Genomic DNA, 12,961 nt, shown 5'->3' with positions numbered 1-12,961 from the left:
GGAGCGGGGAACGGTGGACGGCGCCGCGGCAGCGTGGGCTGTGGAGGAGCGCGGCGGGTCGGGCTCCACCCTCCCGGCGGGCGGTTTCGGCGGCCGCCTCGCCGTGTAAATTCGCCGTGACGCGAGAGGACGTTCTGCATGGTGATCCCGCTGTCCGAGGCGCTCCTCGACCCGCTGCTCGCGGCCGCCGGACCGGTCGTGGTCGCCGGCGGGGAGGCCGCCGCGCGGGTGCCGATCCGCTGGGCGCACGCCAGTGAGCAGCTCGACGTCGCGCCGCTGCTCCTGGGCGGCGAGCTGCTGCTGATGGAGGGCGTGAACCTCTCCTCGGACCAGGATCCCCAGGAGTGCCGTCGCTATGTGGAGTCCCTGGTCACAGCGGGGATCGGAGCCCTGGCCGTCGAGCTGTCCGAGCGGCTGCCGAGCGTCCCGGCCCCGCTCGTCGCCGCGGCCGACGACCTCGGGCTCGCCGTGCTCGCGCTGCCCCGGCGGGTGCCGTTCGTGCAGGTCTGCGAGAGCATCAACACCCGGCTCACCGAGCAGAAGTTCCGGAGCCTGCGGGTGGCGGACAGAGTGTCCGGACTTCTCGGCGAGGCGGCGGCCGCAGACGCCGGGATCGACGAGCTGCTGAAGGTCGTCGCGAGCGCCACGGGCGCCAGTGCCGCGCTCGTCTCGCCGGCGGGCGAGGAGATCGTGCGCGCCCATCCCGGCCGCGGCGTCGACACCGCGCGCACCGCGGGCGCCTCATCCGGGGTGCTGCGGGCCGGCGACTCCCTCCTGGGCACGCTCTACCTCCGCGCCCACGACGAGGCCGACCTGCACGGCGTGGCCGTCGCGCTCGACCGCGCGCCGGACGTGCTGGCGATCGCCCTGCTCCGGCGGCGGCCGCCGACCGCGCGCGAGCGGCTCACCGCGCAGCTCTTCGCGGTCGCGACGGCGCCGTCCGCGCGCCCCGACCCGAGCGCCGAGCTGCAGATCGACGCGCTCCTCGGCCGGCTCGGCGTCGGCGGGCGGGAGTGCTTCCTCGGAGTCTGGGCCGACGTCGGCGACGACGAGCGCACCCTCCGTGCGGTCCGCGCCGCGCTCGACCGCTCGGTGCGGGGGTCAGCGGACTCCGCGAGCGTGATCTGCGTCGCGGGCGGCGAGCTGCTCGCGCTGCTGGCCTTCCCGGACGCCGTAGCGCGGGAGCGGGCGAGGGTGCTGCTGCTCGGCGAGTGGCCGCCCGCTGCCGGGGCGTCCGCGCTGGTCTGCGTCGGCAGCGGCGCCGACGCGGTGGCGCGGGTGCCGCGCGAGCTCGCGGAGGTGCGCGGCGTGCGGGAGTGGACCCGCACCGAGAGCGGCGTCGTCGACGCGCGGCTGCACCGGCTCGAGCGCTTCGCCAGCACGCTCCGCGACGACGCCGAGGCGGATGCTCTGGTGGAGGAGGTACTCGGCCCGTTGCGCCGCGGCCGCCCGGAGCTGCTCGCGACCCTCGAGACGTTCGCGTCGCACTGGGGGAGCAAGACGGCCACCGCGGTAGCCCTCGGCATCGGCCGGCAGACCCTCTACGACCGCCTGGCCCGCATCGAGTCCCTGATCGGCCCGCTCGACGCCTCCCCGGCCCGCACCCGCGTGCTGCTGACGGCCGTCTCCCTGCACCGCGCCCGCGCGGCCCTGCCCCCGGCCGCCCCGCGCTCGACCCGCCCGTTCCCGCCCCCGCCGGACCGCTGACGCGCCGCGGACGCCCGTCGCGGCGCCTTCTGCGACGCTGGACTGGAGGAGAGGGGGGAAGATGCGCACCAGCTCCGTGGATCCTCGTGATGTGGACGCCGAAGTGACCACGCCGGTGTACCGCGTCTACTTCGCCGAGACGGAGACGATGGTCGACGAGATCCGGATCACCGGCGCGCGGGACGTCCTCGAGGTCGTCGACTGGGCGGAGAGCGACGCCCGCGGAGTCCCGTTCACGGTCTACTGCGAGCACCCCAGCCCCTTCAACCCGGGCAGGGTGACTCTGCAGCTCCTCCTGTCGCGCTGAGCGAGGTCCTGTCGACCGAGGTCTCAGCGCGGCGGCAGCGCGGCGCCAGCGACGGCCGAGCTGCCGAGGTCGCTCTGAGGGAGGGGCTCGCGGGAGGCGAGGGCGTCGATCCAGGCCTCCGTGTCGGCGACGGCCGCGAAGTTCGAGTTCAGCAGGGCGAGCAGCGTGGTGTGCACGGTCTCGGCGTCCACGGAGCCCGCCGCGTTCGAGATCGCGATGGCGCCGGTCGCGTCGGAGAGCACCTCCGCCGTCAGTCCGTGCGTCTCGGCCTCGGCGGACGAGGCGAGGATGCAGTTGTTGGTCATGTAGCCGACCAGGGTGATCGTGTTGACGTCGCGCTCGCGCAGCCAGGCGAGCAGGTCGGTGCCGGCGAAGACGGTGCCGAACCGCTTGGTGATCGACTTCCACTCATCACTGCGGCGGCCTTCGATCTCCGGGTGCAGCTCGAAGCCGGGGGTGCCCGGTGCGAAGACGGGGGCTCCCTCGCCGCTGCTGTGCTGGACGGCGGCGATCGGCAGACCGGCGGCCGTGGCGGCGTCGAGCGCGGCGGTGATGGCGGTCAGCGAGGTCGCGTGCGGCGGGTAGCGGATCTCGAGCGGCCCGGCGAAGTACTCCAGCTGGACGTCGACGAGGATCAGGGCGCGGCGGGGTGCGGTCATGGTGTCTCTCCTGGATCGGGGTGGTGCTGACCAGCCTGCCGTCTTCCGGGAGTCGAGGGACTCGCGGATCGACGGCGCGGCCGTCACGTCGTCGCGAGGGCGATCCCGAGCAGGAGGAGCGAACCACCTGAGGCGAGCACGCGCGCCGTGTTGGCGCGGACCCAGGCGCGCTCGAAGCCGCGCCGGGCGTCGGAGAGCGGACCGCCGGCGGCGCGGTCCAGTCGCAGGTTGAGCGGGATGCTGCGCCCGAAGGTGACGACGTACTGGAGGAGGGCGAGGGCGAGGGCCCCCGCGACCGCGCTGGTCGTCGCGGCACCGGCGCTGCCGACGAGCGCGGCGACCAGCGCGGCGGCGGAGGAGAGACCGCTGCCGACGAACGACACGGCGAACAGCGGGTTCTGCACGGCGGTGTTGATCGCGGTCATCGCGCTGACGAAAGCGTCGTCGTCGGTCAGGCTCAGGCCCGGCATCACCGCGCAGGCGAAGGCGTAGAAGAAGCCCGCCGCCAGGCCGTTGGTGACGAGCGCGGCGAGCAGGAGCGGCACGAGGAGAGCATCGGGCACGGCTGCCTCTCGGAGGGATTGGGCGGGTGAGCGGTGCGCGGCGGACGGCGGAATCGGCCCGCGCGACCGAGATCCCGGGTGATCGGGACGCCGCACCCAGCGGCCGCCCGGTCGGCGGCACCGCCTCCATGCTCGCCGAGCGTACCGCCGAGCGGGTGTCCGGCGATCCACCAGCGTCGGAACGGCGCGGGTGCATCGTCGACGCAGCGCTGCGGCGGCGGGACGGACGGGCGGCCGGGGAGTGCGGGCACTCGGGTGCCGACCGGCCTTCCGGTGCGGTCGTCCAGGTGATCGTTCCGTGGCCGTCGACGGGGGGCGAAGAGGAGGCTTGCCGGCAGGTGTCCCGGCGAAGGTGGGTCTCGATACGCCCTTCGGGCTACTCGACCAGCATGCAAGGACTGCCGGACGCGGCTGCTCGGCCAGCGTGCAAGGGCCGCCGGAGGCTGCTGCTCGAGGGGCAGGCGACATCATGCTGATCGAGTAGCCCGCGGAGTGGGCGTATCGAGATCCACCGGCGTCAGAGGAGGAGTCTGCAGACCGACCGAGCTGGTGACGGTGGGTCTCGATACGCCCCTCCGGGGCTACTCGACCAGCATGCAGTGCCCCGCGGGCTACTCAGCCTGCATGCAGTGCCCCGCGGGCTGCTCGACCGGCATCGCCGGCGCCGCCGTCACTCCGTCTCGGTGCGGGTCTCCGTCTCGTCGGAGGAGGTGATCTCGGTGTCGGTCTCGTCGGCGCGGTCGCGGAGCGCGTCGGCCATGGCGCCCGCGCCCTCGTCGCCGTGGTCGTGGTCGACCTGCTCGATCAGGCCGCCCAGCTTGTCGTCGTTGCTCGCGTCCTCGGCGCCGTCCATGACGGGGCCGTTCTGGGTGTCGCTCATGGCTGCCTCTCCGCGCGGACGGAGGTCGACCGCGCGCTTCCGACGCTACGGACCGCGCCACCGGAGCGCCCGCCCTTGACGTCGCGACCGCCCCGTGGGAAACGCGAACGGCCCGGCCCCTCCGAGGAGGGAACCGGGCCGGTCAGGCGGAGCGGGTCAGTTCTTGATCACCAGGGTGATCGAGGCGCTGGAGCCCACGTTGCCCGCGGCGTCGGTGGCCCGGGCGACCACGGCGTAGGTCGCGTTCGGCCAGTTCTTGCTGTTCGCGGTGAGCGACCAGCTGCCGTCGGCCTGCTTGACGCCGTCGCCGAGCTTGGTCGAGCCGGACCAGAAGGCGAGGCTCGTGACCGCGACGTTGTCGCTCGCGTTGGCGACGAGGGTCACGGTGCCGGTCACGGTCGTCTGGCTGGCGGGCGAGACGATCTTCGCCTGCGGCTTCACCGTGTCGGCGCCGGAGGTCGGCGTCGGGGTCGGCGTGGCGGTCGCGGTGGGCGTGGCGGTCGGCTTCGGCGTGGCGGTCGCGGTGGGCGTCGCGGTCGGGGTCGGCGTCGCGGTCGGAGTGGCCGTCGGCTTCGGCGTCGCGGTCGCCGTGGGCGTCGCGGTCGGAGTCGGCGTGGCGGTGGCCGTCGGCGTCGCGGTCGGCGTCGGGGTGACGACCGTGCCCACGGGGATCGTGCTCACGCCGTAGCCGTAGTAGCGGCCGGAGACGGGACGCGTCGGGTCGCCGGCGAAGGTGCGACCGCGATCGACGGTCGCCGACTTGGCCTGGGCGATCACCTGGGCGATGACCTGCGCGGGGCTCTTGCCCACGCAGGATCCGCCGGCCGCGAGGCAGTCGAGGACGACACCGGAGGCGGCGGCCGTCGACATGCTGGTGCCGGTCTGGATGTACGCGTAGGTGTTGCCCTTCTTCGTCGTGTAGGGGCAGGTGCCGGGCGCGGCGATGGTGTGACCGGCGTCCACGGGCGAGGCGAAGTTGCTGTTCAGCGTGTAGTTGTCGTCCTTGGTGGTCACGTTCGTGCACGGGACGGCGGCGAGCGAGCCCGGCTTGCCGTCGTAGTTCGCGAAGTTCGTGACGGCGAGGACCTCGTCGTAGGCGGCGGGGATGTACTTCGACAGGTCGGCGGCGGAGTTGCCGGCGGCCGAGACCACGGTCACGCCCTTCGCGACGAGGTCGCAGACCGCCTGGTGGATGGTGTCGCCGTCGGTGCGGCCGCAGTTGCCGTCGTCGGCGCCGTTCGTGGCGAGCGACATGTTGACGACCTTGATGTTGTACGTCGCGGCGTTCTGCGACACCCAGTCGAGCGCACACATCAGGGTCGAGATGTTGCCCTTGTTGTTCGCGTCGAGCGCGCGGACCGAGTAGATCGGCGCACCGGGGGCGATGCCGACGGTGCCGGAGCCGTTGTCGAGCGCGGTCATGTAGCCGGAGACGCCGGTGCCGTGGCCGTTGGCGTCCTCGGCGGTGCCGGAGCCGAAGCAGTTGACCTGCTTGGCCAGGTTGTAGTCGGGGTGCGCGCTCACGCCGGAGTCGATGACCGCGACGGCGGGCCCGGTCCAGTTGGTGACGCCGTCGCCGGCGCTGACCGGGGCCTTGTCGGCCTCCGCGGTCAGGACGTGCGAGGGCATGGTCTGCGCCTGGCCCTCGACCACCTGGTCGGCGGGCGAGAGGCCGAGGACGCGGCTGTCGGCGGCGAGGATCGCGTGCTGACGCGCGGTCAGGGTCGCGGTGAAGCCGGAGACGCCTCCGCCGTAGGACGCGTCGAGCGAGAGGCCGAGGGCGCTCGCGAGCGTCGTCGAGACGGCCTTCGAGTCGACGGTGACGACGTAGCGGCCGGCACCGGTCTGCGTGGCATCGGCGGCCTGCGCCGGGAGCGCGGAGGCGCCGACGAGACCGGCGGTGACGACGGCAGCGGCGGCGGTGGCCGCGAGGAAGCGGCGCAGGCGGCCGGCGGGGCGGCGCGACGGGGTGGAGCGAGGGATCACGAAGGTCCTGTGTTTCTGTGCGGCGGGCGGGGCGGGGGAACCGGAGGGCTCGCCGGGCAGCGGTGACCGACGACCGTCGGACGCTGGGAACGGCCGACGGAGGAGTGCAAGGGGGATCAGGAGCCAAAGCTAGCGGTCCCAGGTTCGGGATGCACTACTCTTCGTGATTTCTCAGTGCGCTGTTTCTGCGGACGGGGCTGTGGAGGAGGGTGGATCTCGATACGCCCGCTGCGCGGGCTGCTCGATCAGCAGGAACGGAGCTCAGCGGGGGCGCGGGGCCCGCAGCACGCGGCGGTAGACGTCGATGGTCGCGCGGGCGATCGCGTCCCACTCCAGCGCGGAGAGGTCGGCCGAGGCGTCGTCCGCCACCGTGCGCTCGTCGAGCCAGGCCAGCGCGCCGTCGAGGGCCGCGGAGTCGAAGGCGCCGTCGTAGAGCCGCACCCAGTCGGGGCCGACCAGCGCGGCCAGCTCGTGCATCGCACCGAGGTCGGGCACCAGCACCGGCCGGTCGGCCGAGACCGCGAGGATCGCCGAGCCGGAGTTCTGGATCGCCGAGTAGGGCAGCACGACCAGGTCGCTCGCGCGCAGCCAGAGCGCCATCCGCTCGTCGCTGAGGAAGGACAGCTCGAGCCGGATGCGCGCATCGCCCGCCGCCGCCTCCTCGATCACGCCGCGCAGCGGTCCGCGGGCAGGGTTGCCGGCGACCGCGAGCAGCGTGCCGTCGTCCTCGCGGTCGCGGAAGCGCTCGATCAGCGTCGGCACGTTCTTGTACGGCCGGATCTGGCCGACCGACACGACGAGCCGCGCGTCCGGGTCCACACCGAGCTCCGCGCGCGCCTCGGCGCGACTCGCGGAGAAGTCGTAGTCCTGCCGGTAGTGCCCGTGCGGGGTGACGAAGGCGGGCACCGCCGCGAGCTCGGGGTAGGAGCGGCGCATCGCGGTCACGCCCTCCTCCGAGAGGCAGACGATCGCGTCGAGGTTCTCGGTCAGCAGCCGCCGGTACCAGTTGCGCAGGAACGGGGTGCCGCGCTCCTCGTGCGAGGTGACGTTGTGCGCGGTCCAGATCAGCCGGGTGCCGCGCAGCCGCGCGACGCGGAGGAAGGCGAAGAAGAAGACCAGCCGCGCGACGATCCGGTAGCGGCGGACGCCGCTGAGGAAGGTCAGGTCCGGCCAGTGCAGGTGCACCACGTCGACCTTCGCGACGAGCAGGCGCAGCCAGGAGAGGTCGCGCACGAGCACGCCCTCCGCGGTCATCGCCGTGTAGAGCCGCGCGTTGTAGGGGTTCGCGTAGCGGGTGCGGAAGGCCGGCTCGGCTTCGACCCGCAGCCGGCGGCTCCGGGCGTCCTCGCCGGAGAGCAGTCCGCGCAGGCGCGTGCGCAGGCGGCCGCGCAGGGTGCGGGTCCCGCCGGCGATCATCGGGCGACCTCCGCCGCGCCGGTGCCGGGCACCCGGCCGAACAGCGTGCGCTCGGCCTCCGGGTAGCCCACACGCCAGTCGGCCCGGCGCTGCCAGACCTCGGTCCAGGCGCGGCGCTTGCGGCGGGTCGCGGTCTCGAGCACGGTGCGCACGAGCGCGCCGGCCTGGAGCAGCGCGATGCCGATCCGCGCGGGCAGCGGCTTCCACGAGAGACGGATCATCGTGGCCTTGCCGGCCATCACCATGCACATCTTGCGGCCGGAGTTCCCGGCGGTCGCCGCGTCGCGGGTGGAGGCGCCGACGTCGTGCACGATCACGGCGGTCGGCACGATGACCGGGCGCAGACCCGCGCGGCGGGCGCGGATCGAGAACTCGGCGTCCTCGCCGTAGAGGAAGAAGCGCTCGTCGAGCCGGCCGACCCGCTCGTACTCCTCGCGTGGCATCAGCAGTAGGCATCCGGTGATGATCGGCACCTCGCGGACGCTGTCGCGCTGCCAGCCGCCGAGCGACTCCGGGTCGAGCAGCGGGTTGCCGCGGAAGGCGGTGGAGAGCATGGTCGCGTAGGTCAGCAGCGACCACAGGCTCGGGGCGCCCCAGCAGGACGAGGGGTCGACCGAGCCGTCCGGGCGCAGGGTGCGCCCGCCGTAGACGCCGTAGCGCGGGTTCGCGACGGCGAACTCCAGCAGCGCGCGGAAGGAGCCCTCGAGCACCAGGGTGTCGGGGTTCAGCAGCAGCACGAAGCGCTCGGTCGCCGCCGCGACGCCGCGGTTCACGCCGCGGGCGAAGCCGAGGTTGTCGCCCGCCTCGATCACGGTCGCCTCGGGGTGCGCGGCGCGGATCGCCTCGGCGCTGCCGTCCTCGGAGCCGTTGTCGACCACGATCACGTGCGGCGGGGTCGGCGCGTCCCCGAGCGGGATCGACGCTAGGCAGGCCAGCGTCTTCTCCCGGGTGTTGTAGCTGACGACGACGATCGCCAGGCTGGTGTCCACCGACTCAGGCACGATCGGCCTCCGGTCGCTGGCCGATGACCTTGGCGGGCACGCCGCCCGCGATGCAGTTCGCGGGCAGGTCCTTGGTGACCACGGCCCCCGCTCCGACGATCGCGCCGTCGCCGATGGTGACGCCGGCGACGACGACCACGTTCGCGCCGAGCCAGACGTCCCGGCCGATCACGATGTCCTTCTCGATCTTCGGCTGGTCCATCACGGGCGTGCCCTGGACGATGCCGTAGTTCGAGGCGGTGATCGTGACGTTCGGCGCCAGCAGGCACTTCGCGCCGAGGGTGACCCGGCCGGTGCTGTTGCCGGCCCAGAGCAGCGAGTTCTCGCCGATGTGGGTGCCGGCGCCGAGGGTGATCCGCTCGGCGTTCCGGAACGACACGTTCGGCGCGAACGAGACGTCGGCGCCGCGGGTGAGGCGCGGCACCTGGTCGGCGTGGCTGTACGCGTGGAAGTGCAGCAGGCGCACGGCCTGCAGGTAGGTGCGCACCTTCGTGAGGGTGCGCAGCGGTCCGCCGCCCTGGCTCATCGGCCGGCTCCGTTCGATTCGAGGTCGTCCGGCGATCCGGCGGGGGTCTGCTCGGCCAGCGGGTCGATCACCGGTGCGCCGATCTCGGTCAGCGAGGCCGCGATGGAGCCGATGAAGAGGTCGGCGTCGAGGTCCGAGCGCACCGAGATCGCGATGTCGAGCCGCTTGGTGAAGGAGCTCGCGAAGACCGCGGCCTCGTCGTCCGGCTCGGTCACCGGCCAGAGGGTCATCGAGGCCAGCTCGGCGCCGCCGAACCAGCGCGGGCGCAGGAAGACGGGGAGGTAGGACGCGTAGCCCTGCCAGTCCTTCCGGCCGCGGGTGATGCCGCTCTCGCCGGTCTCGACGGCGAGCTGCACCTGCTCGCGCACGCTCGCCACCGTCTCCGCGAGGCCGAGCGACACCGGCACGGCGACGCGCACCATCAACACGTGGTTGCGCTTGACCTCGTTCCTGTCCCGGCGCGGCGACACGGGCACGAGCGTCGCGATCTCCGCGCGCTCGGGGTGCAGCGCGGCGAAGGCGTGCAGGGCCAGCGCGACGGTCAGGTCCGCGACCGAGCCGCCGGCCGCGCGGGCCGCCGCCTTCGCGGTCTTGAGGTCCGCGGTGAGGATCGCGGCGTCGCGCGGCTTGATGCTGCGCTCGAGCAGTCCCGAGCGGCGGATCCACCAGTCGCGGGCGGCGCGGATGTTGCGGCCGCCGACCCGGGTGATCCGCTTCTTCAGCGGCTTGCGCTTCCACTCGGTCCACTCGTCCGCGAGCGACGCGTGGGTCGACGCGATCTGCCGGCGGGCGGCGAGCGTGAGCGCGATCGGGCCGCGGGGCGGCCGCGGGTCGTCCGGGAAGCGCATCGGCGCGCGGCTGAACGGCGCGAACTCGATCGGCTCGCCCGAGGTGAACGCCTGGATCAGCACCAGCCCGAACATCCCGTCGCCGAGCGCGTGGTGGATGCGCACCGCGAAGCCCAGCTGCCCGGTCGAGAGCTCGATGACGAGGATGTCCCAGAGCGGGCCCTTCGGGTCCATCGGCCCGTTGAAGGCGCCGGTGAGCAGCTCGACGTGTCGCGGGTCCCACTCGACGACGCCCGGGTGGAAGCGCACGTGGTCGCGGACGTCGATCTCGTCGACCGACACCCAGGACGGCGTGAACAGCCCGAGCGGGGCGCGGGCGAGCCGCTGCCGCACCGAGGGGGAGGAGCGGATGAACGCCTCCCAGGCGGAGTAGACGAGGTCGCGGTCGAGCGAGCCGTCCGCGCGGCGGAACGGGGCGCCGTCGACGATCATCGAGCCGGTCGGCCGGGCGACCTCGTAGACGACGGCGTTCGAGACGAACTTCTCGTCGAGGGTGCGCAGAGGCTCGGCGTGCGGTCGCCCGGTGCGGCGAGGGGGTCGGGTCATGGCGGTGCTCCCTGGTCGGAGGCGGCGGAGGGGAGCGGTCAGCTCGGGGTGCCGGCGGGCCGCTGGTCGGCGGCCGGCAGGCGGATCGGCGTCGGCGGGTACTCGTCGACGAAGGTCGAGCCGGAGAGGCGGAGGTGGCGCGAGCGCAGGTAGCCGCGCAGGATCCCCTCGACCATCGCGAGCTCGTCCTTCGCACCGCGGCCGCGCCGCTTGGCCGAGCGCACCAGGCGCCGGCCGCTGCGGACGGCGAGGGTCGCGGTCAGCCGCGCGCCGACCTTGGGCGACAGCCGCCACCACTTGCCGACGAGCGCGCCGAGCCCGAGTCCGTAGCCGCGCATCAGGCGGCGGTAGGCGACGGGGTTGCGGGTGTTGACGTGCAGCACGACGCTGTCGGGCACGAAGACGGCGGTGCCGCCCGCGGCGAGGGCGCGGCAGAAGATGTCGAGGTCCTCGGCGCCGGCGAGGTAGCGGCCGGCCCCCAGGGTGTCGTCGAAGCCGCCGAGGGTCTGCAGCACGTCGCGGCGGAAGGCCATCACGGCGCCGTGACCCGCGTCGAGGCCGCGGACGGCGGAGCGGTAGACGATGCGGTCGGTCGGCGGCACGTCGGTGTCGACCAGGGTGTGGTCGAGCATCCGCCCGGTCGCCACGGTGACCCGCTCCTCCTCGAAGGCGCGCAGCAGCGCCTCGATCCAGCCGGGCGTCGGCGAGCAGTCGTCGTCCGTGTAGACCACGATCGGCCGGTCGCTCGAGTCGAGCCCGAGGTTCCGCGCGATCGAGAGGCCCTTGGTGTCGGTGCGGACGTAGCGCACGCCCGCGGCGAGGGCGACCTCGCGGGTGCGGGAGTCGGTCGACGCGGAGTCGACGACGATCACCTCGACCTCGGGGTCGGTGCCGGCGGCGATCGCCGCGAGCGCCTCCCGGAGCATGTCGGGGCGCTCGCGGGTGCACAGGATGATCGAGACGTCACCCGGGGTGAGGACGGAGGGGTTCACGGCGTGTCTGTCCTCGGCTGGTCGGAGCGGTCGTCGGAGTCGGCGGCTGAGCCCGTGCCGGCTGAGCCCGTGCCCGCTGAGCCCGTGCCGGCCAGGTCCTCGCGGACGAGCACCATCGCGGCGCGGTAGGCGGCGACGAGGTCGATGCTCGCGCGCTCCCAGGTCAGGTTCGCCCGGTTGTCGAGCGCGGCCCGGCGCATCCGAGCGAGCAGGGCGCGGTCGGAGGAGACCAGGTCGATCTGCGCGGTCAGCGTCTCGACGTCGCGCGGCTCGTGCACGAGCCCCTGCACGCCGTCCTCGAGGTTGGCGCCGGCGGCGGAGGAGACCAGCGGCACGCAGCCGGCGGCCTGCGCCTCCGAGGTCACCAGGGCGCTGCCCTCCTCGATGGTCGGCAGGATCAGCACGTCGGCGCTCGCGAAGACCCCGGCGACGTCGCCCGTGAAGCCGCGCAGCTCGACGCTCGGCTGCTCGAGCAGTCCGGCGAGGCGCTCCTGGTAGCCCGGAGTGAAGTCGCCGTAGACCAGGAAGCGCCCGGTGCTGCTCGCCTTCGACTGCTGCCAGGCCTGCAGCGCGTAGAGCAGGCCCTTGCGCGGCTCGATCCGGCCGACGAAGACCGCGGTGAAGACGTGGTCCGGCTCGTCGCGCGGGTCGGGATCGAAGCTGCGGGTCGTGTCGACCAGGGCGCCGTAGCGGTGGCGGAGGAGCTTGCGCGGCGAGAAGCCCTTCTCGAGGAAGGTCTGCTCCACCGAGGCGGAGGGCACGAGGATCGCGGTCGCGGACGCCCACTCGCGCTCCTCGCGGCGCAGGCGCACCGCGTTGTAGGTGTGCGGCGAGCCGACCGGGGGCGTGATGCCCAGGCGCTCGTACTCCTCGGCGACGACCTCGAAGGCGTGCGCGGTGTGCGTGTTCGGGGCCTCGCGGACCGCGGGCACGCCCTGGCGGGCGGCCTCGTCGAAGGTGCGGGCCGAGCCCCACGGCCAGCCGTGCACGACGTCGTAGTCGCCCTCGGCGAGGATCCGCGCGGTGACGCGGTCGTGGTGCGCGATCGAGCGGCTGCGGCCGAAGAGGCGGTGCGGGAGGCGGACGCCGCCGACCGTGAGGGTCGTCACGGCGCGGGCGACCGGGCCGAGCGGCTCGGTGATCGAGGCGGCGACGACGGTGACGCGGTGCCCCGCGGCGACGAGCGAGCGGACCTGCTGCAGCGCGGTCCAGCCGATGCCCGGCGAGCCGATGCCGTGCGGGAACGAGTACAGGATCGACAGCGGAGCTCCGGCGGGCGCGCCGGAGGCGACGCTCGTCAGCGGACGAGCGTCGCGGTCGGTGCGGTCGTGCTCGGGGTCGTCTCGGTGGTCGGGTGGGCCTGCGGCAGTGGTGGAGCACTGGTGCTCATCATCCATGCGTCTCCTGTCGTGAGGGCGGCGCGCTCAGGAATGAACGATAGCCACCATCCTCGACCACCTGAGAGGAACGCAAGTCCACTCCCGGCTCGGCGAGTCGTCGGTCCCGCAGACTTAACACAGCCGCAATACT

The 12,961-nt window shown here is 73.6% G+C and carries 12 protein-coding genes; 2 read left to right on the top strand and 10 right to left on the bottom strand.

Annotated elements, in window-relative coordinates:
- Nucleotides 1-138 precede the first annotated feature (138 nt).
- Both EDF43_RS01875 and EDF43_RS01870 read left to right on the top strand, forming a co-directional pair.
- Entirely contained in the window at nucleotides 139-1,707 is a 1,569-nt protein-coding gene (locus tag EDF43_RS01875; protein ID WP_132435115.1) for a PucR family transcriptional regulator, read from the top strand.
- Nucleotides 1,708-1,768: 61 nt separating this feature from the next.
- Nucleotides 1,769-2,014: a hypothetical protein gene (locus tag EDF43_RS01870; protein WP_132435113.1), complete on the top strand. Its 246-nt coding sequence runs from the start codon at nucleotides 1,769-1,771 to the stop codon at nucleotides 2,012-2,014.
- A gap of 23 nt (nucleotides 2,015-2,037) precedes the next feature.
- Here EDF43_RS01870 and EDF43_RS01865 read toward each other — a convergent pair whose 3' ends face one another.
- The 10 genes from EDF43_RS01865 to EDF43_RS01820 all read right to left on the bottom strand — a co-directional run bounded on the left by EDF43_RS01865 (nucleotide 2,038) and on the right by EDF43_RS01820 (nucleotide 12,828).
- Complete coding sequence (locus EDF43_RS01865) at nucleotides 2,038-2,673, bottom strand: isochorismatase family protein (protein ID WP_132435110.1); 636 nt, start codon at nucleotides 2,671-2,673, stop codon at nucleotides 2,038-2,040.
- Between the two features lie 83 nt (nucleotides 2,674-2,756).
- The gene (locus EDF43_RS21635; protein WP_165908979.1) at nucleotides 2,757-3,236 is read right to left on the bottom strand and encodes an anthrone oxygenase family protein; all 480 of its coding nucleotides are present in this window, start codon (nucleotides 3,234-3,236) and stop codon (nucleotides 2,757-2,759) included.
- Nucleotides 3,237-3,906: 670 nt separating this feature from the next.
- Nucleotides 3,907-4,116 (bottom strand): hypothetical protein, encoded by a 210-nt coding sequence (locus EDF43_RS01855; RefSeq protein WP_123734716.1) that lies wholly within the window; start codon nucleotides 4,114-4,116, stop codon nucleotides 3,907-3,909.
- 156 nt (nucleotides 4,117-4,272) lie between these two features.
- Nucleotides 4,273-6,102: an Ig-like domain-containing protein gene (locus EDF43_RS21630; RefSeq protein WP_165908978.1), complete on the bottom strand. Its 1,830-nt coding sequence runs from the start codon at nucleotides 6,100-6,102 to the stop codon at nucleotides 4,273-4,275.
- A 261-nt stretch (nucleotides 6,103-6,363) separates the two neighbouring features.
- Nucleotides 6,364-7,518: a glycosyltransferase family 4 protein gene (locus EDF43_RS01845; RefSeq protein ID WP_132435106.1), complete on the bottom strand. Its 1,155-nt coding sequence runs from the start codon at nucleotides 7,516-7,518 to the stop codon at nucleotides 6,364-6,366.
- Nucleotides 7,515-8,507 carry a glycosyltransferase family 2 protein gene (locus EDF43_RS01840; RefSeq protein WP_165908977.1) on the bottom strand — a complete coding sequence of 331 codons (993 nt, stop codon included), beginning with the start codon at nucleotides 8,505-8,507 and terminating at the stop codon, nucleotides 7,515-7,517. The genes EDF43_RS01845 and EDF43_RS01840 overlap by 4 nt, the downstream gene beginning before the upstream one ends.
- 4 nt (nucleotides 8,508-8,511) lie before the next feature.
- Nucleotides 8,512-9,045, bottom strand: coding sequence for an acyltransferase (locus EDF43_RS01835; RefSeq protein ID WP_132435102.1), 534 nt, complete (start codon nucleotides 9,043-9,045; stop codon nucleotides 8,512-8,514).
- Nucleotides 9,042-10,439, bottom strand: a complete 1,398-nt coding sequence (locus EDF43_RS01830; protein WP_132435100.1) for a wax ester/triacylglycerol synthase domain-containing protein — start codon at nucleotides 10,437-10,439, stop codon at nucleotides 9,042-9,044. The genes EDF43_RS01835 and EDF43_RS01830 overlap by 4 nt, the downstream gene beginning before the upstream one ends.
- A gap of 38 nt (nucleotides 10,440-10,477) precedes the next feature.
- Nucleotides 10,478-11,431 carry a glycosyltransferase family A protein gene (locus EDF43_RS01825; RefSeq protein ID WP_132435098.1) on the bottom strand — a complete coding sequence of 318 codons (954 nt, stop codon included), beginning with the start codon at nucleotides 11,429-11,431 and terminating at the stop codon, nucleotides 10,478-10,480.
- Entirely contained in the window at nucleotides 11,428-12,828 is a 1,401-nt protein-coding gene (locus EDF43_RS01820) for a glycosyltransferase family 4 protein (RefSeq protein ID WP_132435096.1), read from the bottom strand. Before EDF43_RS01820 ends, EDF43_RS01825 begins: the two co-directional genes overlap by 4 nt.
- Nucleotides 12,829-12,961: the final 133 nt, after the last annotated feature.

The organism is Rathayibacter sp. PhB179 (assembly GCF_004345345.1).
Taxonomy (GTDB): domain Bacteria; phylum Actinomycetota; class Actinomycetes; order Actinomycetales; family Microbacteriaceae; genus Rathayibacter; species Rathayibacter festucae.
Note: the sequence above shows the minus strand (reverse complement) of the source record. Positions and strands in the feature narration are given on the sequence as shown.